This is a genomic window from Adlercreutzia sp. ZJ473 (genome assembly GCF_013185065.1).
Classification (GTDB): domain Bacteria; phylum Actinomycetota; class Coriobacteriia; order Coriobacteriales; family Eggerthellaceae; genus CAAEEV01.
Genome location: NZ_JAAVTO010000017.1, coordinates 18,834 through 43,585, shown reverse-complemented (window position 1 = coordinate 43,585; position 24,752 = coordinate 18,834). Strand labels below are relative to the sequence as shown.

General features: G+C 61.6%; 17 protein-coding genes and 1 pseudogene. 16 read left to right on the top strand and 2 right to left on the bottom strand.

The features are described 5' to 3' along the window. Positions 1–117: 117 nt before the first annotated feature. The 4 genes and pseudogenes from HRL41_RS12090 to HRL41_RS04845 form a co-directional block, all read left to right on the top strand. Positions 118–1,458 (top strand): annotated as a pseudogene (locus HRL41_RS12090) (DUF6020 family protein); the annotation flags it as partial. Between the two features lie 139 nt (positions 1,459–1,597). After that, a complete protein-coding gene (gene purE, locus HRL41_RS04855; RefSeq protein WP_172135797.1) occupies positions 1,598–2,068 on the top strand; it encodes a 5-(carboxyamino)imidazole ribonucleotide mutase in 471 nt (156 codons plus the stop codon). 379 nt (positions 2,069–2,447) lie between these two features. Then, positions 2,448–4,757 (top strand): thiamine pyrophosphate-dependent enzyme, encoded by a 2,310-nt coding sequence (locus HRL41_RS04850; RefSeq protein WP_172135796.1) that lies wholly within the window; start codon positions 2,448–2,450, stop codon positions 4,755–4,757. Then, positions 4,754–5,359 (top strand): indolepyruvate oxidoreductase subunit beta, encoded by a 606-nt coding sequence (locus tag HRL41_RS04845; protein ID WP_172135795.1) that lies wholly within the window; start codon positions 4,754–4,756, stop codon positions 5,357–5,359. The genes HRL41_RS04850 and HRL41_RS04845 overlap by 4 nt, the downstream gene beginning before the upstream one ends. 82 nt (positions 5,360–5,441) lie before the next feature. Here HRL41_RS04845 and HRL41_RS04840 read toward each other — a convergent pair whose 3' ends face one another. Both HRL41_RS04840 and HRL41_RS04835 read right to left on the bottom strand, forming a co-directional pair. Beyond that, on the bottom strand, positions 5,442–5,858 hold the full coding sequence (locus HRL41_RS04840; protein WP_172135794.1) for a PIN domain-containing protein: 417 nt from the start codon (positions 5,856–5,858) through the stop codon (positions 5,442–5,444). Beyond that, complete coding sequence (locus HRL41_RS04835) at positions 5,851–6,132, bottom strand: hypothetical protein (protein WP_165171049.1); 282 nt, start codon at positions 6,130–6,132, stop codon at positions 5,851–5,853. The genes HRL41_RS04840 and HRL41_RS04835 overlap by 8 nt, the downstream gene beginning before the upstream one ends. 1,019 nt (positions 6,133–7,151) lie before the next feature. Between HRL41_RS04835 and HRL41_RS04830 the strand changes: the two genes are divergently transcribed. The 12 genes from HRL41_RS04830 to HRL41_RS04775 all read left to right on the top strand — a co-directional run bounded on the left by HRL41_RS04830 (position 7,152) and on the right by HRL41_RS04775 (position 24,468). Next, a complete protein-coding gene (locus tag HRL41_RS04830) occupies positions 7,152–13,565 on the top strand; it encodes a SpaA isopeptide-forming pilin-related protein (protein ID WP_172135793.1) in 6,414 nt (2,137 codons plus the stop codon). Positions 13,566–13,691: 126 nt separating this feature from the next. After that, on the top strand, positions 13,692–14,843 hold the full coding sequence (locus HRL41_RS04825) for a hypothetical protein (RefSeq protein ID WP_172135792.1): 1,152 nt from the start codon (positions 13,692–13,694) through the stop codon (positions 14,841–14,843). After that, positions 14,840–15,454: a signal peptidase I gene (lepB, locus tag HRL41_RS04820; protein ID WP_216662514.1), complete on the top strand. Its 615-nt coding sequence runs from the start codon at positions 14,840–14,842 to the stop codon at positions 15,452–15,454. Before HRL41_RS04825 ends, lepB begins: the two co-directional genes overlap by 4 nt. A 198-nt stretch (positions 15,455–15,652) precedes the next feature. After that, positions 15,653–17,203: a SpaH/EbpB family LPXTG-anchored major pilin gene (locus tag HRL41_RS04815; protein ID WP_172135791.1), complete on the top strand. Its 1,551-nt coding sequence runs from the start codon at positions 15,653–15,655 to the stop codon at positions 17,201–17,203. Positions 17,204–17,535: 332 nt separating this feature from the next. Next, positions 17,536–18,501, top strand: coding sequence for a class C sortase (locus tag HRL41_RS04810; protein WP_172135790.1), 966 nt, complete (start codon positions 17,536–17,538; stop codon positions 18,499–18,501). After that, on the top strand, positions 18,491–19,672 hold the full coding sequence (locus tag HRL41_RS04805; protein WP_172135789.1) for a DUF5979 domain-containing protein: 1,182 nt from the start codon (positions 18,491–18,493) through the stop codon (positions 19,670–19,672). Before HRL41_RS04810 ends, HRL41_RS04805 begins: the two co-directional genes overlap by 11 nt. A gap of 15 nt (positions 19,673–19,687) precedes the next feature. Then, positions 19,688–20,305, top strand: coding sequence for a hypothetical protein (locus HRL41_RS04800; RefSeq protein WP_172135788.1), 618 nt, complete (start codon positions 19,688–19,690; stop codon positions 20,303–20,305). After that, positions 20,305–21,138: a hypothetical protein gene (locus HRL41_RS04795; RefSeq protein WP_172135787.1), complete on the top strand. Its 834-nt coding sequence runs from the start codon at positions 20,305–20,307 to the stop codon at positions 21,136–21,138. Before HRL41_RS04800 ends, HRL41_RS04795 begins: the two co-directional genes overlap by 1 nt. 13 nt (positions 21,139–21,151) lie before the next feature. Next, positions 21,152–22,096, top strand: a complete 945-nt coding sequence (locus HRL41_RS04790; RefSeq protein WP_172135774.1) for an LPXTG cell wall anchor domain-containing protein — start codon at positions 21,152–21,154, stop codon at positions 22,094–22,096. Between the two features lie 73 nt (positions 22,097–22,169). Next, the gene (locus HRL41_RS04785) at positions 22,170–23,156 is read left to right on the top strand and encodes a MucBP domain-containing protein (RefSeq protein WP_172135786.1); all 987 of its coding nucleotides are present in this window, start codon (positions 22,170–22,172) and stop codon (positions 23,154–23,156) included. A 1-nt stretch (position 23,157) separates the two neighbouring features. After that, positions 23,158–23,703, top strand: coding sequence for a signal peptidase I (locus HRL41_RS04780; RefSeq protein WP_172135785.1), 546 nt, complete (start codon positions 23,158–23,160; stop codon positions 23,701–23,703). Between the two features lie 489 nt (positions 23,704–24,192). Then, the gene (locus HRL41_RS04775) at positions 24,193–24,468 is read left to right on the top strand and encodes a helix-turn-helix domain-containing protein (protein WP_165171069.1); all 276 of its coding nucleotides are present in this window, start codon (positions 24,193–24,195) and stop codon (positions 24,466–24,468) included. Positions 24,469–24,752: the final 284 nt, after the last annotated feature.

The following is a 24,752-nucleotide window of genomic DNA, read 5'->3' as shown; positions in this document are numbered from 1 at the left end:
GCCCCCGCCCCCGAGCCGGCAGCAGCCCCCGCCGCCCCCGCGCCCCCGCGCTCGCCGCTCCTCGCGCGGCTCACCCCCGCGTGGCGCCCGCGCAGCATCGCGCTGTTCTCGCTGGTCATGGCGCTGTTCTGGCTTCCCTGGCTCATCGCGAACTACCCGGGCGGCACCTACTGGGACACCTACTACCAGATCTTCCAGTGCTACCCCGAGAACCACCCCATCGCCATCATCCCGTATGCGGAGTGCTACGACAACACGCTTACCGACGCTTACTTCTGCGATCACCATCCCCTCTTCGACACGCTGATCTACGGCGCGTTCGGCATGGCCTCCGACGCGCTCACGGGCAACTGGATGGCGGGCGTGTTCACGTTCGTGTGCCTGCAGGGCGCCGCGCACGTGGTGGCGTTCACCGCGGCGGTGGCCTACCTGCGCGCGCGGCGCTGCCCGCTCGCGCTGTGCTTCGCGGCGTACGCGTTTCTCTGCCTGATGCCGTTCGTGTCCACGTGGGCGCTGTGCATGGTGAAGGACAGCCTGTTCGGGCTGTTCTACATCCCGTACCTCATCACGCTGTTCGAGGTGGTGCGCACGCGCGGCGAGGCGCTCGAGCGCACGCGGACCGTGGTGCTGTTCGCGCTCGTGGCGCTGCTGCTGTGCCTCACGAAGAAGACGGGCCTGTACGTGGTGGTGCCCACGGCGCTCGCGGCGGCGTGGGTGTACCGCGCGCATTGGCAGCCGCTCGTCGCGCAGGCGCTCCTCTGCGTGGCGGTCATGGGCGCGCTGCTGCCGATGCTGGTGTTTCCGCTGCTCAACGTGGCGCCGGGCGGCAAGCAGGAGGTGCTCGGGCCGCTCTTCCAGCAGACGGCGTACTACGTGACCTACTACGGCTACGACGTGACCGACGAGGAGCGCGAGGCCATCGACGCGCTGCTCGAGTACGACAACCTCCCCAGTCAGTTCACGTTCGACTTCCAAGATGAGGTGAAGTACCGCTACAACCTGGACGCGTCGACGGCCGACATCGTGCGCTACCTGCAGACGTGGGCGGCCCAGGGGATGCGCCACCCCGATGCGTATCTGGGCGCGCTCATGTCGCTCGCGGGGTTCTACACCGCGCCGGTCGCGCCGGCCAACATCCGCATGGTCACGGTGGACACGCACATGGGCCCCGACGACCGCTACATGCTGTGGAATCCCGACGAGCTCGACTGGCTGCGCAACGGCATGGCCGACGCCTACGACGCCATCGCCCACGTGCCCGTGCTCGACCTGCCGCTTCTGGTGGTGGTGTACGTGCTCTGGCTGCCGGCGGCGCTGCTGTTCGTCATGTGGCGCCGGCGCCTGCGCTGCGGCGTGCTGCTCGTCCCGGCGATCGTGCTGCTGGGGTTCTGCGTGATCGCGCCCGTGTTCGACGCGCGCTACTGCGTGCCCCTCTTCGACGGCGCGCCGCTCCTCGTGTGCATGATGGCGGTGCTTTTGCGGGCTGACGTGGCGCGCAGGCCCCGCCCCGCCGCGCCTGCGCCCGCAAATGCGCTACCATGGTCTCCGATGGCAAATTCGCCGGCGGGGTCGCCGGCAGACGCGCGAAGGAGGAACGATGTCGGAGGTTCAGGAGACGCCGCTGGTCGGCATCATCATGGGGTCGCAGTCGGACATGGCCGCGATGGAGCCGTGCATGGAGCAGCTCAAGGCGTTCGGCGTGCCGTACGAGGTGAAGGTGGCGAGCGCGCACCGCAAGCCCGAGGTCGTGCACGCGTGGGCGTCCGGCGCGCACGAGCGCGGCATGAAGGTGATCGTGGCGGCGGCGGGCAAGGCCGCGCACCTCGGCGGCGTGGTGGCCGCGTTCACGCCGCTGCCGGTGATCGCCGTGCCCATGAAGACCTCTGACCTGGGCGGACTCGACTCGCTGCTCTCCATGGTGCAGATGCCCTCGGGCGTGCCGGTGGCCACCGTGGCCATCAACGGCGCGAAGAACGCCGCCATCCTGGCCGTGCAGATGATGGGCGCGGGCGACGCGGCCATGCAGCAGAAGATCATCGACTTCAAGCGCGCCATGGCCGAGGCGTAAGGGCGCCAAGAAGGCATTTTCAACCACAGAGGCAGGCCGTGCAGATTTCCGAGGCGATTTTGGCAGAAATCTTCAGATATTTGTCAATATTGAGGTCCTTTGGGAGCTTCTGCGCGAGCTCTTGATTATGAGAAAATGCAAAAAGGCAGGTCAGAACCATAGGCACATGCGGCTGACGTGCGAACAGGCAGAAAGACCCCTGTCTGGTTGCCGGAAATCGACAAAGATCTGAAGATTTCTGCCAATTTGCCGAGATTATTTTGCACGGGGTTGTTGATGGAGCTGTCGGGGCCTGGTAGGCCGTCGACGCTCGGCCCGGCGGCTTGGCAAACGGTGCGAAAGGGCGCGAGGGGTCGCGCAAGATGCGAAGGAAAGCGGAATGACGAAGAAGCTGTTGATGGGGAACGAAGCGTTCGCCCACGCGGCGCTCGAGGCGGGCGTGCGCGTGGTGGCGGGCTATCCGGGAACGCCGTCGTCGGAGGTCATCGAGACGGTGGCGAAGCGGCGCGCGGCGGGCGCGGCGCGCGGCGTGCACGTGGAGTGGTCGACCAACGAGAAGGCGGCCCTCGAGGTGGCGGCGGGCGCGGCGTACTGCGGCGCGCGCGTGCTGTTCACGTGCAAGCAGGTGGGCCTCAACGTGGCGAGCGACGCGCTCATGTCGCTCAACTACGTGGGCGTGCGCGGCGGCACGGTGCTGTTCGTGGCCGACGACCCCGGCCCCATCTCCTCGCAGACCGAGCAGGACACGCGTCGCTTCGCCGCCTTCGCGAAGGTGCCGGTGCTCGACCCCTCCACGCCCGACGAGGGCTTCGCCATGATGAAGGCGGCCTTCGAGCTGTCCGAGCGCTACCACACGCCGGTGATCGTGCGTCCCACCACGCGCATCTGCCATGCGTCGACGTTCTTCGACGTAGCCGACGAGACCGAGGCGCGCCCCGTTCCTGAGGACGGCTTTGCGAAGGACCCGAAGTGGGTCATCTTCCCGCGGCGCAGCTTCGAGGCGCACGGCGAGATCAACGAGCGCTTGCGCGAGATCGCCCGCGACTTCGCGGAGGATCCGACGTTCGCGGCGTTCAACGTCGTGGTCGAGGGGGGCGGCGTGAGCGCGGGAGACGGCGTGGCCGCGGCTGGGGCCGCGGCCACTAGCGGCTCGCAGGCTCCCGCCAGCGGCTCACCTGCGGCCCCCGCCCCCGCCCCGCGGCTCGGCATCCTCGCAGGCGGCGTGTCGGCGGCGTACGCGCGCGAGGCGCTCGCGATCATCGAGCGCGAGGCGCGCGCCGCCGGCGCCGTCGTCCCCGCGTACCGCTTCATGCAGGTGGGCACGCCCTACCCCTTCCCGGCCGACGCCGTGGCGCGCTTCGCCGAGGGGCTTGACGTCGTGCTCGTGCTCGAGGAGCTCGACTACGTGCTCGAGGACGAGCTGCTCAGGCTCGCGGGCGCGCGCCGGCTGCCGGTGCGCGTGCTCGGCAAGCTCACGGGCGACGCGCGCGGCCGCGGCGAGAACACCACCGAGGACGTCGCCCTGCGCATCGCGCGCTTCTTCGACATGCGCGGTTTCTTGGGCGAAGCGTCGAGAAACACGCGATCTGATACCGGAGAGGCGCGCAGCGGCGTCGCGACGGGCACGACGCTCGGCAAAACCGCAGGTCAGAATTTGGGCGAGGATGCGTCTTCCGCCTCGGAGGGGAAAAACGGCGCATGCGCGGTATCAGAGCGCGCATTTCTCGCGCCTTTGGTCGAGAAGGCGTGCGCGGAGGTTGCGTCCTCGCGCTACGAGGGGCCGCTGCCGGTGCGCCCGCCCGTGCTGTGCGCGGGCTGCCCGCATCGCGGCAGCTTCTACGCGGTGAAGCGCGCGCTCGGCAAGCGCGACGCGGTGCTGTGCGGCGACATCGGCTGCTACACGCTCGGCAACGCCAAGCCGCTCGACGCCGTGGACACCTGCCTGTGCATGGGCGCGGGCATCACCATGGCGCAGGGCTTCGCCGTGGCCGAGCCGCACAAGAAGCAGGTGGCGTTCGTGGGCGACTCCACGTTCTTCGCGAGCGGGCTCACGGGCATCGTGAACGCGGTGTACAACGGCCACGACATCACGGTGGCGGTGCTCGACAACGCCACCACGGCCATGACCGGCTCGCAGCCGCACCCCGGCACGGGCGTCACGCTCATGGGCCCCAAGCGCAAGCCGGTGAGCATCGAGGGCATGCTGCGGGCCATGGGCGTGGAGTGCATCACGTTCGCCGACCCGCTGAACTTGGAGGAGTCGCTCGGCGCGGCGCGCGAGGCCATCGACTTCGAGGGGCCGTCGGCCATCATCTTCCGCTCGCCGTGCATCCAGCTGAAGAAGCCCGAGTCCGCGGTGCTCATCAGCGCCGATGCGTGCACGGGCTGCAAGAAGTGCATCACCGAGATCGGCTGCCCGGGCATCGGGTTCGACGCCGACGCGCAGGGTCCGCGCAGCAAGGGCCGCGGTCAGGCGTTCGTGGACGCGAGCCTCTGCAACGGCTGCGCGCTGTGCACGCAGGTGTGCCCCTTCGAGGCGATTACGGTGGCGGCGGCGAACGGGGCGAATGAGGAAGCGACGCCGGCGACAACGGAAGGCGCGAAGGAGCTGGCGGCAACAGAAGGCGCGAAGGCGTCGGCAGGATCGCAGGGCGCGCCAAGCGCGGTAGCGGAAGGAGGCGCCCGATGATCAACGTGTTGCTGACGGGCGTGGGCGGCCAGGGCACGGTGCTCGCCGCCAAGGTGCTCGCGCAGGCGGCGCAGAGCAAGGGCTGGCAGGTGCGCACGGCCGAGACGATCGGCATGGCGCAGCGCGGCGGCAGCGTGATCTCGCACGTGCGCATGGGCAGCGACGGCGAGCAGGTGCACGCGCCGCTGCTCACGCGCGGCACGGCTGACCTCGTGATCGCGTTCGAGCCCGGCGAGGCGGCCCGCGTGCTGCCCTTCCTCGCGCCTGACGGCGTGCTGGTCACGGCCACCACGCCGGTGCAGCCGGTGACGGCGGCGCTGTCGAAGGAGCCCTATCGAGCGGCGGACGTGCTGCGCGGCATCAAAGGCGCCCTCGGCGCGCGCCAGGTGCTCGTGCCCGTTGACGACGCAGCCCTCACGGAGCAGGCGGGCAACCGCAAGGCGCTCAACACCGTGCTTCTGACCTGCGCCATCGCGCAGGACCACATCCCCGTCACGGTCGAGGAGCTGAAAGGCGCGCTCGCCGCCTGCGTGAAGCCGCGCTTCGTGGAGATGAACCTGCAAGCTGTGGACAAGACCCTCGCAACTCTTTCCGTACGTTAACGAGCGGGCGTGCCGCCAACGTCATAATCGCGCAGCTGAAAGCTGCTCGCCAGATTGCGGAGGATGCAAACAGGCTGCCAGCCTAGAGGAAATGCTCCACGTACTCCTGGGCGCTGAGGCGCTTGATGCGGGAGCGGGCGAACGCCTTCTCGTCGCGCGAGATGATGAAGTCGACTTGGGCGGCCTCGGCGCAGGCGCGCACGATGCCGTCCTCGAAGTCGGGCTCGTTCGAGGCTATGGCGGTCTGACATGTCACAAGGTCAACGGGGCACACCTCGAAGTCCTCCATGACGGCTTGGACGTAGAGGCGCGCGTCGGCCTCCCCCATGTGCTTCGTGAGGACGTAGTAGAGGTCCTTGAGCGAGGTGGCGCACACGCAGGCGGACACCTCGCAGTCGGCGACGGCCTCGGCGATGGCGACGGCTGCGTCGAAGTTGGGATGGCGCGCCATGGCCAGGTCGAGCATGACGTTCGTGTCCATGAGGAGCTTGTCACTCATAGCGCGCCGCCAGCAGCTCCTTGATCTGGGCATCGCTCATGCGGCTCACCTCGCTCTCGCCGTGCTTGGCGGTGAGCGCCTTCATGGTCTCGATCCCCCGCCGGGGCTTCGGCGCCCGCGGCGTGGGCGGCAGCTCGCCCGTCTCGCAGATGTAGTCCACCACCAGCGTCCCGCAGTATTGCCCGAAGGACATGCCGTGCTCGCGCCGCGCGACGGAGTCGGCAAAGCGCAGCTTGTCCTCCTCGACGCGACTTGAGAACGTCCTGCTCGCCATGCGCCCTCCTTTCCGCCTGCCAGCAGTGTATATCAGAAATGTAAACATGTAAACAAAAACTATGCGAAAGACCTGCCGTTTCTGGCGAATGTCGTTGGCAAGATGAGCTGAGCTTGCGAGCATAATTGCACGTGAAAAACCGAAGAGGTTTTGTAAGGGCCGATCCTGCTGGGATTGGCTCTAGTTTTGCTCACCTCGCTCTCGCAGTCGAAGGCAACACGCGAAAAGACAGGGCCGCGACGCATTCCCACGGAGGCTCAGCGCTGCTATAATAGAGGCGTACCAGCAAAGCCCGTCATGTCTAAAGGGGCCGGGCGGCGCAGGTTCTGTTGAAATGGCGGGGTCGGTTAGCCCTGGCCCCACACATTCTTCCCTCGCCATCCGTTCGCGTGGCTCTAACTTCTTGCCGAGCTTCCAAGAGGAAGTTCGCTATTGTGGCGACCGCAGCAGCGGCATGAAGAATTTTCACCATGGCAACGCTCCTTTCTCGGAAGCGCCGCCCGCGCGGACTTTGCTGGTACACGAGCGATTCTAGCACGCGCAAAACGCGGCGGGAATACGGTCAGACCCCCCTATGTCATGCTGAGCGAACGACCCCTATGTCGTCCCAGGCAAGCAAGTCTCTCTGCCACCCCGGCGAGCAATCTCCCTCATGTCATCCTAAGCGGAGCACCCGCAGGGCACGGAGTCGAAGGATCTAGTCCCTGCCTCCCATCCGCCCGCATCCTCCGTCCCTCACGCCCTCAGCCGCGTCTTCAATCCGGGTCTCCGCTCCTCCTCTTGGGGGAGGGGTGACAAAATAATCCCCATAATGGGGGAGGGGGTACAATTACTCCCCACATGTGGACTTGGAGTAACGTCTAATTTACAATCATCTGTGCTGATAACACTGGACATGCTGGTCAAGCAGCGTTTCGCGGCGAACCGAGCCGCGTTGCGCATGCGAGACAGCGCGCAAGTGCATCTGTACTCCTTGGTCGCAGGTGCGCTGGCACGGAGTACGAAGGTGGTTGGGTACTATGCGGGCTTATCTGGAGGCTGCTCGCGAGAATAGAAAACTGCAGAGAATCGCGCTTACCGTGGCGGTGTTCGCTGCGGTCTTTGTCGTCTTGGGCGTGTTCTGGGCGCTGAAGAACACGGGCATTGCCATGACGGGGGACCCCACTTGCGGGTTCGTCGATCACGCCCACGCCGACGCCTGCTACGAGAAGACGCTGAAGTGCGGGCAGGAAGAGCTGGAAGCTCACACGCACTCGATAGCGAACGGCTGCTACGCGGTGTCGTCGACGCCCGCGCCGGCGGCCAAAGACGCAGCGGCCTCGAGCGCCGCGCAGGCGTCTTCGGCAGCGTCCAAGGACAAAGCCTCTGCGGCTGCGCAGGGCGAGAAGCCTCAATCCGAAAAGCCCCAGGCCCAGGCGTCAGCGCAAGCAGCCGAGCAGGCGAAGTCGTCTGCGGCTGCCTCTGGAGCTGCGCAGGGAGCGTCGGCCCAGCCCGCCGCCCAGTCGACCCAGCCTGCCCAGTCCACGCAGACCCTCGTCTGCGAAAAGCCCGAAACCCCAGGCCACACCCATACCGACGCGTGCTACGAGAAGACCCTCACCTGCACCACCCCCGAGCACACTCACAGCCAAAGCTGCTATGACAACGCCGACGCCGACGTCGAGACGGCGAAAGACTGGGAGGCAACCCTGCCCAGCAACCTGACCGGCGACTGGTCGAAGGACGTGGTGGCCGTCGCGCAGTCTCAGCTCGACTACACCGAGAGCCAGCTCAACCGCGTCGCGGGCGCGAACGGCGACCCGCAGGGCTACACCCGCTACGGCGCGTGGGCCGACACCCCCTACGCTGACTGGAGCGCGCCGTTCGCGGCCTTCTGCCTGCACTATGCCAAGGCGGACGGCTACCCGGTTGAGATGACGTGCCCCGAATGGGCGAAGAAGCTCCAAGGGAATGAGTACGGGCTGTACCATCCTGTGGAGGGCGGATATGAGCCGAAGCCAGGCGACCTGGTGTTTCTGGGTTCGGACAAGGATGCGGAAAAGGTGGCGACTGCGCGCACGCAGGCCGCCGAGGCTCTGGCGCAAGTGCAGGCACAGGCGCAGGCGCAGGCCGACGCTGCGGCGGCGCAGGATGCGGAGGCGTCGCAAGGCGCGGAAGCCGCCGCGCAGGACGAGCAAGCGACGCAAGCGGCGCAGGCGCAAGCGCAGGCCGAGGACGCCTATGCCGGCGTATCGGCCCTGGCCAGCAGCGTGGGCATCGTGGAAGAAGTGCTGCCCGCCGACGACAAGGGCAACCCCGCGCGCATCCGCGTGATACAAGGCGACCTCGAAGACAAGACGAAGCACGCTGACAAGGTGCAGCGCGCTAACTACGATCGCGCCGACAAGCACATCCTGGGCTATGCGGAAGTCCCGGAGAGCAAGCAGGCGCTGCAGGACCTCATGGACGCCGCCCGCCTGGCTGCAAGCGAAGCTGAAAGTCAGCCCGCGGTCCAGGCTGACGCTCCCGACCCCGATTCCGCTCCCAGCGCTGATGCCGCGAGCTCCGAGGGCTCCAGCCAGCCCGATGCCGTCGCCGACGCCAATGCCGACGTCGAGACGGAGGAGGACTGGAAGAAGACCCTGCCGAGCGAGCTGACGAACAGCTGGCCGAATGACGTGGTGGCCGTCGCGCAGTCGCAGGTCGACTACGCCGAGAGCCAGCAAAACTGCGTTGCGGACGAGAGCGGCGTCACCAAGGGCTACACCCGCTATGGCGAGTGGGCTGGGGACCCCTATGCAGACTGGAGCGTGCCGTTCGTGGCCTTCTGCCTGCACTATGCCGGCGCGGATGAGTATCCGGTCGAGTTGACGTGCTCCGAATGGCTGGAGGCGCTGCAGAGCGAAGAGTATGGGCTGTATCATCCCGTAGAGAGCGAATACACGCCCAAACCGGGCGACGTGGTGTTCTTCGCCAAGGAAGAGGATGCGGATAAGGTGGCGGCCGCCTATGCGGAAGTTACGGCCTTGGCCGACCACGTGGGCATTGTGGAAGAACTGCTGCCCGCCGACCAGAACAACCCCGATCGCATCCGCGTGATCCAGGGCGATGTGGAAGATGCGGAAAGCCACGCCGACAAGGTGCAAAGCATCGAATACGAGCGCGCCGATGCGAGCATCCTGGGTTATGCAGAAGTCCCAGAAAACGCGGAAGCCCTGCAAAAGATAGTAGAAGCCCGAATGGCTGCAGGCGAAACTCAAGGCCAGAACGATAACCAAATCACCCAAACCTTCGAGGGTGAAGGCTACACCGTGAAGGCGGTCTACGGCCCCGAGGCGCAGCTTCCCGAAAACGCCGAGCTGCGGGCTACTGAATACGCAAAAGATTCCCAGCACTATCAGGATCGCTACGCCGAGGCGGCCGCGCAATACGGTTGGGAAGCTGGCCCCGCTGATGGAATTCGTCTGTTTGACGTGGGCTTCTATGTGGGCGATAAGGAAGTGGAACCCGCTGCGCCGGTTAAGGTGACCATCAGCTGCGATGGTCAGCAGCAGGATATAACCTATGAAATCGTCCATTTTGGCGACGAGCTGGAAACGGTGCAGGCAGAAACTACCAACAACGACAATGGACAAGACGTTAGCTTTACTTTGGATAGCTTCTCCGAAGTGTTCATGAAGCCGCAAGTCTTGAATGCGGGCGATGCGAACCGAACGCAGATTAATGCACGCGATGTTTCTGGCAGTGAGCCGTCGATAACTGCGCTTAAGACCATTGATGCATTCCGCGATGGTGTGGACAACCCCGATACAAATTTGGACAACATAGCTAACGAGAATCAGAAAAAAGATCTCTATCGTCTCTATCTTGATGCGCAATTGAGCGCAGAAGCAACGCCCGTCGATCTTCTGATTGTCGTGGATCAGTCAGGCAGTATGCATTATAACTATGGCTCACCAGATGGGAAAGACATGGAGAATTACGAAGGCGAAATGATTTATCGTGATGAAGCGGTTCGTCTTATCTTAAATGGTGCTTATGCCGAAGAACGCAATTATACATGGGATTCCCATGAGCAGGATTTATCTAGCGACGAGGCTCTCTGGTCGGATAACCAGCAGTTCGGCTTGATTTATCAATTTTTGCAAGCGAACAACGAGAACCGAGTAGCAGTGATAGGTTTTCAGGGAAGCAAGCCCTTTGCATATAGTGATGTCAAAAATGTAACCAGTGAAAACTATAACGAGGAAGCCGGTTTTGACGAAAACTCAATTACCTCCCCGACAGCAAATGCGGTGGTTGGTGATAACGGGCAGCATGATGCTGAAATCCTTGTGCCTTGGACGAAAGAGCCGCAATATGTTGGCATAAAGGGAATATATGCAAATGCAACAAACTACAGCGCAGGTTTCTTGCAAGCAGATAAGTTATTGGACAGTGCAGATAGCGCTCATAAGCAAGTTGTTCTCTTCATATCCGATGGCCAGCCTACGTGCAATATCACGAAAGGTACAAACTTATGGGAGGATGCCTATTTTCGGGGTGGTGATGGACAATACGATGATACGTTCAATACGAGTAATATTACCGATGAGTATTTCGATAAACTCAGAGAGCATCATCCTGATGTCATCATTAATACGATAGGTATTCTCGATAGTTCAAAAAAGGATTCAGATGAAGCAATCGCTAATGCAATTAGCCGTTTGGAAGGAATGGCGACCTCCGGTGGTGGGAAATCCTACAACACTACTACCACAGCGGACTTGAAGAAAGATCTTAACGAGGTGATGTTCGACACTGTGTACTCTGATCTGACAGTTGCGGATACTTTAAGTGACTACGTCGAGTTTCATTCGACAGCCCCTGATTTCAAAATTACCTTGACGGAAGCCGGTGGCGTCAAGAAGACACTTTACGATGATGGTCAAATTACACCAGAAGGTGCCGGTATTTTGGACTCAAGGCAACCGTTGGTAATCTCAGGCAAAACCGTCACGGCCAACTTTGACTCTGCGTATGCGCCACGGCCCGGAGCGACTGTCACTCTGTCTTTCAACGTGAAGACAACCCAACACGCCTACGCCGCATATAAAGCCTATGCAGAAACGCACCCCAAAGCGGAGAATAAATACGGCGACGAATCTGTAGAGCCGAATGTGGATCCTAGCGTTGGCGACAGTAACACAGACTATGAAGGAAATGTCACCAGCTCTGGCCAGCCTGGTTTCGATTCAAACAAGACGGCAACGCTTACCTACACGAAAGGTGGAGAAGAACAGACCGTGGCGTATCCCCACCCCGTAGTGCAGGTTAATTCGGGCAGTGATTCTCCAAGTTTAGATCCTGATCCTGACGCTGCAGTTTCGTACCATAAGACCATTGACGCTTTCCGAGATGGCAAGGGGAATAACGACACCGAATTGGATGACGCAAAAGACGACAAAGGGAATCCTATCGATAAAACTGACCTTTACCGTCTCTATCTTGACGCGGCTGTAAAAGGCAAAGAAAGCGCTGTTGATCTCGTAATTGTGGTGGACGAATCGGATAGTATGGGTAAACCGCTGGAAGTATTACGAGAAAATAAGCGACTGAAAATACGATGTCGCGATGAGGTAGTTCGAGAAATACTAAACGGGACCTCTGATAAAGGAGCTTACGAAGCAAACCCTCAACTCAAGGAAGGGGGTCTCATCTATAACTTTTTGAAGATGAATGAAGAGAACAGGGTTGCAGTAGTGGGCTTCTTTGGATCTACGGGCGGGAATGACTACCAATACCTAGATAACGTAGAGCCTCTTGGTGCCAACTGCGATCCAGACGGATGGTTCTCTGGTAAGGGCAACTCTGATGATCTTGGATTCGTGAATGTGAAAGCAAAGGGCCTTTATCCAGCGGGTTATACCAACTATTGTGCCGCTCTGATGAAAGCAAAAGATTTGTTCTCTAGCACATCAAGTAACGAGAAAGTGATGATCTTCCTTTCCGATGGGGTTCCGACAATCTATTACGATAATGAAGGAATTAGGCAAGGAGGCGGTTGGGGATACGCGAGTTCAGAAGTCACAGAACCTAGTAAAACAAATACCCAAAAGTACATCAGAGATGTGTTTCTAAAAGATGATGCTACTAAAGACGTTCACGCTTATACCATCGGCATTATTCCCGACAGTGGATTACTACAGGGTTTGGAGTCCCTTGATCCTGCAACATTGCAATATATGGCGACAAACGGTCACGGAGCCTATCTCCCCGCTAGTAATGCAAGCGAGCTAGAAAGTGCTCTGAGAAAGTTTGTCAAATGCTCCAAGGTGAGCAATCTGATAATAGAGGACACCTTGAGTACTTATGTGGACTATTACATGGATCAGCCAGACATTAAGGTGACCATGAGCAAGGCGGATCAAGAACCCATTACCCTTTGGCCTTGCGAAGTGAGTGAGCAGGGTGAATATACCAATTCTGCCCAATTGAGCAAAGGGGTTCCTATTGTAGAAAGCGTCAAGGCCGAAGACGTAACGGATAGTAAGGGAAACCGGACAAAGAGAGTAACCGCTACGTTTAATAGTGAATACCAATTGGATCCGAGTTGCACATACACGCTTTCCTTTAATGTGAAGGCTAGCGATAAGGCGTATATCGAGTTTGCCGACAGCGGTGATAAGTATCTCAAAAACGGTGCTGAAGTGAAAGGTGATAAAGGGACAGATTATCGTGACAACAATACCAGTTCTGAACAGTCCGGCTTCTATTCAAACGCCAAAGCAACGCTGAAATACAAAAAGAGTGATGACGTCGATTTGACAACGGTTGAATACGATAACCCTGTCATCCAGGCGACAAGTTGTGACTTCGTGCTAGAGAAGACGGATGACAGCAAGGAGAAACCTTCCGTGCTTCCGGGTGCCGCGTTTGATCTGTATCGGGAAGCTTTGGAAGGCGAGACGGGCGATTCAGTCGCGGGTCTGTCTGAGCTTAAGAAGTATGTGAAGGTGAACATAGAAGATATGGTTTCTGACTCTAATACTGGGCGAATCGAGTTTAAAGACTTGGTTCCCACCGATATGCTTCCTGCCGGAAAATATTGGCTGATTGAGAAACAGGCACCTGCTGGATACACAATGCTGACCCAACCAATTTCTATTGAGCTCAAGCATGGCACTGGTAGTAACGGTGAGATCATGGGTACTACCTGTAAGATTGTCGACTGCGAAACTTTTAAGGACTCAAACGAAAAACTTGCAAAGGTTTTAGATGGAAAGGCCACCATCGAAGAAGCTAATGGCGTCGAAAAGACAGTGCCCTTGTTGAAGGTCGTGAACACGAGAGGCTTCGAGCTGCCCGAAACTGGTGGCGGGGGCGTAGGCGCCTTTCTTGGTGTCGGCGCGGCGCTTATGACGTGCGCGGGCGCGGGGTTGGCGGCGAAGCGACGACGAGGCGTGCGCGTCTAGCGCAAATCCAATGAAAAAGCATACAAACGTATGCACTCGAAACTCGGGTGCCAGCGATAGCCATGCCGATTTCGGCAAAACGCACAGGCAAAAGCACGGAAAACAGGGAACGGAGGTGAGGAACTCATGGGTTTGTTCGACAGGAAGCGTAAGACGGACAAAGCGGTTGAGCAACAGTCGGCTGAGGCCGAGACGGACTATGTGCAAACGATCGACTTGCAAGTAACTGAGCCACAAGCAGGTGAACAGCAGGTGGTTGAAGAGCAGGCGACTGAACATAGATCGGCCGACACCCAAGCAACTGGAGAGGGATCAGATGGATCGCAAGAGGCTGAGCCGCAGCCAGCGGGAGTCAATTCGCCCGATGCCGGAGAGGCTGATGCGCAGACAACCGGTGTTCAGACGGACGATACGTCAGTAGTTGACGCGCAAGAGGCTGGGCTGCAGCCGACCGACGCGGAGTCCTCAGCCGCCCTTCCCGTGGCTGAGGCTCAGGCGAGCGACTTCTCAATATCTGACGCGCAGTCGGCAGCTGAGCGGTCTGATGTTGATCAGCCGGTGCAACCAGCGGCCGAATGGTCGGACGGCGATCAGCTCGCTGACCAGCCGGCTAACCAGCTCGCCAACCAGTCGGCCGATCTCGCAGCCGAGCAGGCCATGAGCGCTCCCTCCCTGGAGAGCGTCATCGTCACGAAGTCGCGCGACCTCTCGCGGCTCAGCCGCGAAGACCTGCTGCAGCTGCTGCTGACGCAAAGCAAGGACGCCGAGCGCCTGCAGGACTACCTGCGCGACGTTGCGGACGAGTTCGAGCGCTGCACCAGCCTCAACGCGCGGCTGCGTGAGAAGCTCGACGCCAAGGACGAGCAAATCGAGCGCCTGAAGGGGCGCCTTGATGATAAGGACAAGCGCATCGCGCTGATGCAGGCGCGACTGGATGAACTGGAGGTGTCGAAGGAAGAAGAGCAAAGACACGCGCGGATCATCGCGAACGCGGCCAAGGGCGTGCGCAGCGCACTCGAGGCGTTCAACGCCACGGCGGACTGGTATATCGCCAGCTTGCAGGAGGTGTGCGGGGATCTCGACGGCCAGCCTGCCCGTGCGACAGCGGCCACCTCGTCCGAAGGCGGGCGAGGTGCGGCAGCGTGGGCCGCGGTCAGCAGCGATCACGAAGCGGAAACCCCCGCGAAAGCACCCGTGCAAGCGGCTGACGGCAGCCAGGACAGGGACGCACCGTCCCCTGTCTCGCCCGCTGACAACCTAAAGGCGGCTGATGCGTGAGCGATGACGGACAGGCGGTGACCCCGGCTGAGATCACGTGCCAGACGGTGTTCGTGAACACCGAATCGGTGAAAGCCGAGCTCGAGCGCGAGCGACGCCGGCAGACCAAGCGCCGCATCACGACCAGCACGATCCTGGGCCTGGTGGTGGTGGCGGCGGTGGCGGTGCTCGCGGCGGTGCTGATGCTGCCCACGCTGGTGATCAGCGGCTCGTCCATGACCGACACGCTGGAAGACGGCGACGTGGTGATGACGCTGGGCGTGAGCGACCTGCAGCAGGGTGACGTGGTGGCGTTTTACCACAACAACAACGTGCTGGTGAAACGCGTGATCGCGGGCCCGGGCGACTGGGTGGACATTGACAAGGACGGCAACGTGTCGGTGAACGGGGAGGAGCTGGACGAGCCCTACGTGACCGACAAGGCGCTCGGAACGTGCGACATCAAGCTGCCGTTCCAGGTGCCCGACGGCAAGCACTTCGTGATGGGCGACCATCGCCAAACGAGCGTGGACAGCCGCAGCAGCCAGATCGGGTGTGTGTCGCCCGATGACATGGTGGGCAAGCTCGCTCTCCGCGTCTGGCCGCTGAACCGCTTCGGCCCGGTGAGTTAGGCGAGGCTCCAACAGGCGCAACGCACAAGGGTTACGACGGGCGTAAAGCGGGAGGTCTGCGACGAGTATTCCGCACGTCGCGGGCAGAAAGAAAGCAATTGACCAGGTGAAAATCCTTGGCGTGAGATAGATGAAGAATAAGAAACGAACGCGAAAGGAGGAATTATAGGGAACGAGAGGAAGGGGCATCTCCCTAAGATGAGACAAGCCGCGCAAGCGGCGAAGGAAGGGGTGCTTCGGCACCGAACTACGATTGAAGGGAAAGAGATGAAATCCGCGTTAAAAAAACTAACAAGCTTAGCACTGGCTGTGCTCATGGCGGCCCTGCTCGTGCCCTCCGCAGCTGTAGCGCAGACGGTTGGCATCGCCGCATCCGACAAGGCGTCTATCACTATCGAGAACGCAAAAGTTGATAAAACCTACTCTGTGTATAAGCTATTTAGTGCTACAGTTGCTGCGGATAGTAACGACGATGGTAAGTCCGATTCTATCGCCTATACCGGAGATATTCCGGAGGCTCTGGATAGCTATTTTGTGAAAGACAGCGCAGGTAACATCAGTGCGGTGAGCAATTCTTTGAGCCCGGATGCCATAGCTGCTATAAAAGCCTACGCTGTAGCTAACTTGACTCCGGTACAACCTAAAGTAAAATGCGAAACCACTCCTTTAATTTTCGAAGGTCTTGAGTATGGTTACTATGTTGTAACTACGGACAGTGGCGCAGTTATTACAGTTGACTCCACTAATCCTAAGGCAGTCATAAAAGATAAGAACGAGATTCCGTTTGATAAAACTGACAATGTAGGTGATACTGACGGCGTAGAGGTTGGCCAGGAGGTCAAATATACCATTGAGGGTCAAGTCCCCAATACGTCTGCATATAATACTTTCGATTATGTGATTACCGACAAAATGACCGAAGGTCTCACGTTTAATGAGAGCAGTATCAAAATCTACATTTCTGAAGATGATGTGCTGACTGAAGCCGACAGCGAGTTGGGCGATAGCTACTATACGAAAATAACCACGGGCGCTAAATCGTTTAATGGAAACGAGGATGTTGCTTTTCGAGTCAATTTCAAGCCAGTGGAAATGAATACGGCTGGTATGGCTGGCGAGTACATCTTCATTACCTACTCTGCTACCGTTAACGACAATGCTGTTGCCAAGACTGATAACAACCATGCAACGTTGAGCTACAGCAACGATCCTTCGGATAGCACCCAACACGGAACTTTGACTGACGAAGAGAAGGTATATTCTGCCAAGATTGTTGTGAACAAGCATGAAACTGGCAATACGGGGAAGACACTTGCTTATGCCACGTTTGTGTTGAAGAATTCCAATAATTTATACTACAAGTACACAGCGGCTTCTGGTGGCAATCCGGCCAAGGTTGAGTGGGTTAGTCTAGAAAACGCTACATCCAAGACAACCCAACGCGATGGTAAAGTTGAATTCCCTGGTCTTAAGGATGGCACGTATACGCTTGAAGAAACCCAAGCTCCTAATGGCTATAACAAGTTGGATCAAGGTGTTGAGGTAACTATCAATGGTGATAGCGCTGTAACGAGTTCGGATCTCACGCCTCTGACCAAGACGGAAAACGTTGCCAACGATACAGGCGCCCTGCTTCCCTCCACTGGTGGTATCGGTACCACGATCTTCTATGTGGGTGGCGGGATTCTGATTGTGGGCGCTCTGGCTGCCTTCATCATCAAGCGTCGTTCTGCTAAGCATACGGCGTAGCACCTCCCTCTTTGCGGTTCCTCCGCAAGCTACGGACGGGAGCGGGTCTGCCGCTCCCGTCTTGCCGCGTCGGTTGATGCCTTCACGTTGGCGCGCGGCGAGCAACGGAGCTTATTGCTCCGGCTAAATCAACCAACGAAACATACGCATAGGACCAACCACCGTGTCGCAAGGAGCGGCTGTTCTTCACCGTGTTTAAGCGAAAGAACATATCATCTGAAAGCGAAGGCGCACCTGTGTCTGTTTCTGCGCCTAGTGCGCAAGGCGCAGCCGCTTCGGCTTATGTAGCTGGTGGCCAAAGCACGTTGGCGCCTGATAGTTCCTCTGACGATATGATCTCTGATGCTGCTACTGCTACAAACAGCAAGCCTCCCAAGAAGAAGCGGCGCGTATCGCTTTCCAGCGTCATCATCGCGCTGGTGCTCATCGCGGGCATCGGCATTTTCTGCTATCCGGCGGTAAGCGACTGGTGGAACTCAATGCACGCTACGCGTGCCATCGAAGGATACCAGGAAGTCGTGGCTGCACTCACTGAGGAAGAAAAGGCAACTTTAGTTGCCCAAGCGCGGGACTACAACGCGCAGCTGGACGCGCTGCCCGATCGCTTAAGCGGCGCTCCCAGCATCAACGGGGAATACGAGCAGGCCCTCAACGTGACGGGCGACGGGTTGATTGGGTACGTAACGGTCGACAAAATTGACGTGAGGCTGCCCATCTACCACGGCACCGAAGAGGGTACGCTGCAAACGTCGGCGGGTCATTTGGAGGGCTCGCACCTCCCGACAGGCGATGCAGGCACGCACCCGGTGGTATCTGCGCATCGTGGGCTTCCCTCGGCGGTGCTGTTCACCTACTTGGATGAAATTCACGAAGGCGACTATTTCAGCATAACCGTTCTGGAAAATGAGATGTTCTACCAGGTTGACCAGGTGCTCATCGTGGAGCCTGGGCAGCTTGAGGCGCTTGCGTCTGAAGATGGCACCGAGTTCGTCACCCTGCAAACTTGCACACCGTATGGCATAAATACGCACCGGCTGCTGGTGCGCGGGCACCGGGTAGACGGCATTCCCGATGACCTGGTCGGCGAAAGCGACGCGCGGCGCGTACCCATCCACATCATGGCGCCTGCCGTGGCCGTGCCGATCCTGCTTCTGGCGCTCGTGGGGCTCTTGGTGGCAAGTCGCCGCAAGCCCGCGCGCCTGACCGAGGAAGACCAGCGCGCGGTGTCGATCGCGCCCGAACTCGAGCATCCAAATGCTGACAACCCCGACGCAAGGAGGGAAGACCATGAAAGGTAACGCTTCTGCTGCCACGTGGAAGGGCAGGTGGCTTGCCTGCTTGGCGGCCGCGGCCGCATCTGCGCTGTGCCTGCTGGCTGCGGCGGGCCTGGCGTCTGCGGCTCAGCCCAGTCTCGACCTGTCCAAGGACAGCAGCCTCAAGGTGACGGCCGCTCTGGAGGATCCCCAATCCTTCACGGGCTCCGACGCCGGCATCCAGGTGGACGCCTACCTGGTGGCGCGCGCCGAGCAGGTGCAGGGCTACGACGCCTACGCCTACGCGCCGGTCGAGGGCGGGCCTTTCGCAAACCTTGACGTTGCGGCGCTGAACAAGGCCATGGAGTCGAAGGACAGCGCCGCGGCCACGCAGGCTTCGCAGGCCTTCGCGCAAGCGGCTCTGACCGCCGCGCTCGCCGACCTGCGCTCGCCTGAGCCCACGCTCGCAAGCGCGCCTCATGCCGACATGATCGCGGCGGGCGGCGAGGGCGCAGCGTGCGAGGCTGACTTCCTGCAGCTTCCCAGCGGCCTGTACCTGCTGGTAGCGCACGGGGCCAATCTTTCCGCAGACGACTACGCCACTACGCTTCCAGATGGCAAGACGGCCACGGTGGCGTACTCGGCGCTGAGGGAGTGCGCCTTCGAGCCGGTGCTCATGTCGCTGCCCACGCGCGAGGCGGCTGCGGGGCAGGCGCTCACCACCGCCAGCGGGGCCGACTGGCGCTACAGCGCCCATACGATGCTCAAGCCGCAGGTCAGCCCGCGCATGGGCTCGCTTGAGATCGTGAAGGCGCTCGACCGCTTCGAGACCGACGGCACCGGCGTCGACAGCGCGGCCACGTTCGTGTTCAGCGTGCAGGCCGTCGACGTCAGCGGCAAGAAGGTCTACGACGACGTGGTTTCCATCACGTTCAACCAGCCGGGCCGCAAGAGCGCCCTGATCGAGAACAAGATTCCGGTGGGTGCCACCGTGACGGTGCGCGAGGTGTACTCGGGCGCGTCCTACCAGGTGGCGGGCGCTTCCGAGGGAACGGCGGTCATAGCGGCCGACGAGGTGGCGCAGGTGAGCTTCGCCAACACCAACGACAACACCAAGGTGCACGGCGGGTCGGTGACCAACAGCTTTGCATACGGCAAAGGCGGCTGGGAGCTTTCCCCCGCCTACAGTCATGGCGCTCCGGCGTCTGAGGACTAGCGGGAAGGGGGAGTTGTGAAGGCGTTATCGTGCGAGAGGCCGAGCGCGCAGGCTTGCGGGAAGGCGCGCTTCGCCGGGGTGGCTGCGCTGTTCGCCGTGGCCGTCATGTGTATCGCGGTTGCGGGAGTGGGCGCGGCGAGCGCGTACTTCACCACGTACTGCCAGGCGAAGGGCGGGTACACGCTCGAGCTGGGCGACACCACCACGGTGGAGGAGGAGTTCGCGAACTGGACGAAGTCGGTCACCGTGCAGAGCGATGCCGCGTCTGACGAGGCGGTGTACGTGCGCGTGAGGGCCTATGGCCCGGAAAAGTACCCCATCACGTACAGCGAGCCCGGCGGCGCCACCAACTGGAGCCTCGCCGCTGACGGGTATTACTACTTCAACGGGATCTTGGACCCCGGGGCCACTACGCCAGCGCTTGACCTGATGATTCGAGACGTGCCCACGTCGGATATGGGCACGGGGGCGGCTCCGCAGCCAGGGGACGCGTTCAACGTGGTGGTGATCTACGAGACCACGCCCGCGCAGTACCAGCCCGACGGCATCGCGGTGGAGCCTGAGCGCGCCGACTGGTCCGTGAAGCTCGAGACCGGAAGCGCGGGCGACGCATCCGAGGGAGGTGAGCGCTGATGGAGCGCTTGAAGGACGTCCTCGCCAAGCAGAAGGTGACCCTGGCGCTGTTCGTGGCAGCGGTGCTGCTGCTCGGCATATCCGGGGTGGGCTCGGCGCAGGCGGCGCTCACCTACTTCTCCGAGGACTACATGACCCACGTTGAGATGAAGAACATCGGCGTCTCGCTGCTGGAGAACGATGTGCCCGTGGCGTGGCGCGACTACCTCTCCGAGAACAACTGGGACGAGACCAACACGAAGCTGCCCGACCAGGTGCCGTTCGTCGAGCCTGACGAGACGGGCGACTACCTGTACCGCGGCGCCGAGGGCCGGCTGCTCGAGCACATGATCGCGCCTGGCGACCGCCTCGTGCCCGGCGTTGCCTACGACGAGCGCCTGACGGTGCAGAACACGGGCTCGATCAGCCAGTTCGTGCGCGTGACCGTGACGCGGTACTGGGTGGACGAGCAGGGTGCCAAGCGCACGGACGTCTCTCCCAGCCTGATCGACCTGAACCTGGTGAACGTCGGCGACGCGTGGCTGGTGGACGAGGCGGCCTCGACCGCCGAGCGCACGGTGCTGTACTGCTCGCGCCTGCTCGCCCCTGGTGAGGTGGCGCCGCTGTTCGCCGATGCGCTGACCATCGACAAGGCGGTGAGCAGCCGCGTGACCCAGACCGAGAGCGCAACGGGCGAGGGCACCGTCATCACCACCACGTACGACTACGACGGCCTGACCTTCTGCGTGGAAGCCTGCGTGGAGGCGGTGCAGGACCACAACGCCCAGGATGCCGCGAAGAGCGCCTGGGGTGCGGACGTGGTCGTGTCGGGCGACCGGCTGAGCCTGGGCTAAGGAGGCTTTGACTATGGGACTGAGGAGAGAGAAGGGCGCTCGCGCGGGAGCTTGCGGCAGCGTGCTGGCATGTGCGTGCGCTGGCATGCGCGCACGGCAGGGCGTGCGGCAGGGCGCTCGCGCGGCGATGGGCTTCCTGATGCTGGCGGCGCTGGCGACGTTCGCCCTGTGCGCTGCTTGCGTGACGGCCGCGCTGCCAACGGGTGCGGCGCACGCTGTCGAGTACAACGGGCGCACCGACTGGAGCGTGACCTTCACGCCTGACGAGAAGATGGTCCACGCGCCCGAGAACATGAACTTCGCTGACGCGGTGTCCGACATGCAGCCGGGTGACGTCAACACCGTGGCCGTGACCATCAAGAACGACCACGCGGCCACCACCGACTGGTACCTCGCCAACGAGGTCATCAGGTCGCTGGAGGCGTCCGTGTCGGTGGCGCACGGCGGCGGCTACGGCTACGTGCTCACGTACAAGGGGCCGTCCGGCCAGGAGAAGACGCTGTTCAGCAGCGACCAGGTGGGCGGCGAGTCCGTGGGCAGCTCGGGCGAGGGCCTTCACGAGGCCACCAGCTCGCTTGAGGGCTTCCTGATGCTCGACACGCTGAAGTCGGACGAGCAGGGCCTGGTCACGCTGCAGGTGTCCCTTGACGGGGAGACGAACAACAACGCCTACCAGGACACGCTGGCCGACATCAAGATGAAGTTCGCGGTGGAGCTGGCGGCGACGCCCGGCTCGCCGGCAACGCCCGGCTCGCCGTCGGTGTCGCTTGACCCGCCGGGGTCAAGCGGCCCTCTGGGATCGATGCTTCCGCAGACGGGTGATCGCACGAACATGATCCTGCTTCTGGTCCTTGCGGGCGTAGTCGGCGCGATGCTGTTCGTGATGGCGCTGCTCGGGCGATACTGGAGGCGCGAGCAGGAGACGGCGGGAAAGGAAGGCGAGCATGCGAGGCGTTAGCGGAGCTGACCGAGTTAACGGAGCAGGCGCGGCTTCGCGCCGTCTGCGCGGGGGCGCCTTGGCGGGTGCTCGGATGACCTTGCTGGCTGCGGCGGGCGCCCTCCTCGCGGCGCTGGCTCTGTGCGGGGCGCTGTGCCCCGGCGTCGCCCATGCCGCCGACGCCGTCGACGCTGCTGGCGTTGCGAACGGCAAGGCGGACTACACGTACACGGTGCGCGTGTTCGCCGGCAACCAGGGCATGGTCGATGGCGAGGGCTGCAAGATATACGCGAACATCCCCGCAGGTGCGCGGTGGAGCTTCCATCCTGAGATGGTGCGCGTTTCCGACAACAGCAAGTACTATGTGAAGGGGATCAAGCTCGCCGGGCGCGACAACGACACGGCGCTCGCCGTGGCGAACACGTCGTCCTTCATCGTTGACGAGGACGTTGACCTGGTGGTCGCCTATGGCATGAAGGGCTCGGTCACGTACTACACGGTGACCTACGTGGACGAGAGCGGGCGCGAGCTCGCGCCCGCGCAGCGCTACGAGGGCAACGTGGGTGACCGCCCGGTGGTGGCGTACCGCTACATCGAGGGCTATCGGCCCCAGGCGTACAACTTGAGCGGCACCCTCTCGGAAGATGAGTCGAAGAACGCGTTTACGTTCGTGTACACACCTGTGGCTGCGGGCGAGGGCGAGGGAGGCGCGGCCGGCGCTGGTGCTGGTGCGGCTGGTGCCGCTGGCGCAGCGGGCGCTGCGGGCGCTGGGACGGGCGCGACGGATGCCGCCGGCCAGGACGGCCAGGACGGCGCTGTCGAGCAGAACCCGGCTCCCACGACCGACATCCCCTCAGACGGCGTGCCCCTGTCCGACGCGCCCGCCGAGATCGCCTCCATCGATGACAGCGCCGTTCCGCTTGCTGCGAACGCCGCCGACGGGAAGTCGCAGGTGCTGTGGGGCCTCGCCTCGCCGGTGGGCATCGCAGTTGCCTGCCTGGTGCTTGCGATCGTCGGCGTCGTCGCGTGGCGCTTCGTCGTCATGCGCAGGCGGTCGCGCGACGCTAATCGCAAGGGATAGCGTGCGATCTGCGGAGGCGATGGTGCGCAGCGGGCGATCATCGGCGTCGAAGGCGCGCGGCCGTCGCATTGCGGCTGCCGCGTGCAACTGCGCCGGCATACTCATACTGGTAAGCGTGATAGCGCTGCTGCTGCCCGCCGTCTTGCCGCGCACAGTTGGCGTCCAGGTCATGCGCATCGAGTCGGGATCCATGGAGCCGACCATCCCGGTGGGCAGCGCCGTGTTCGTGGCGGCGGGCGATCCCGCTGACGCGGTCGCGGGCGACGTGATCGCCTTCGCCCACGAGGACAGCACGGTGGTGCATCGCGTGACCTCCAACAACGTGGTGGAAGGCGCTCTTGAGACCAAGGGCGACGCCAACGCCGACGTGGACCTCGAGCGCGTGCCGTACGCCAACTACCAGGGGCTCATGGTGCTTTCCGTTCCCGCCCTGGGCGACATCCTGGCCGTGCTCACCACGACGGTGGGCAAGGTGTACCTGCTTGCCTTCGCCGTGTGCGGCGTGCTGTTCAACGTGCTGGCCGCCCGCCTGCGGGCGCAGGCTTGAGATCTGACGGGGCTGCGCAGCATGGCTTTTCCAGGCATCAGCAGAGCAGGAGTGAAGCCCTCCCGTAGCGCGCTGCCAAGCAGCATACTGAGGTGGTTGGCTTGGGGGAGGGGTGACAAAAAATCATAGGATGTGCAATAAATCAAGGGGAATTTCCGCTTAGCGCAGAAAATACATCATTTACAAAAGCATTGAAACACTTGCGGTTGCTTGCAGTAGTATGCACGAGGTTTGGCCCAAAAGCGAGTTACTGGAGCTAGCTAGAAAGGATGGGAGCAGGGAGATGGAACCGTTGGAAAGTCGGAAAAATCTGCGGGGGGGGGGGCTTCAAAATGAAAAACGGCCCTTGTGCTCGCATGTGCGACCGCCTCTTCCCCATCTCCGCATCGCAGGCGTTCGCCGTTGACAGCAAGGAGGCCGGCCTCTTCGCGTTGACCCGCGGGACGAGCGCCCTTGGCGCTTGCCGTCGACGGAGGGGGTTGCGGTAGCATGGCTCCAAAGAACGAGGGAGGATGCGCCAAACGCCTGACATACTCCCAGCAGCGAATCCTCGGACGTATTGCCGAGCTGTCGGTGTTTGACGGCGTGGCGCGGTGCACCAAGAACGACATCGCCCATGCTGTGGGCTGCAGCGAGAAGACCGTCGATCGCGCCATCGTGCGTTTTCGCAAGGAGGGCCTCGTGGAGGTCATAGCCTGCCACGACAATAACGGAGCTCAAGTAGGCAACGCCTACCGCATCGTGCAGCACCAAGGCGGGCAGTAGCGCGACGGCACGCGAAGAGCTGGTTATGGCCGTCTCTTGCGAAGGGGTCTGGGCGCTCTCAGGGCAGGGCTTCTGTGTTAAGATTCAGCTGCAGGCGGAACACGCCCAGACTTCGACGTCGGGAAACGGTTCCGCTTCTGCATGCGCCTGCTGATCATCCTCCCAGCAATTTCTTGCCGAAAAAGCACTCGCGACCGGTTGCGTCGCGGGTGCTTTAGCGTACAATAGCGAACATGCTTCTGATGGACGACATCTCTTCTCTGCTCGCCGCGCGCAACGCGTTG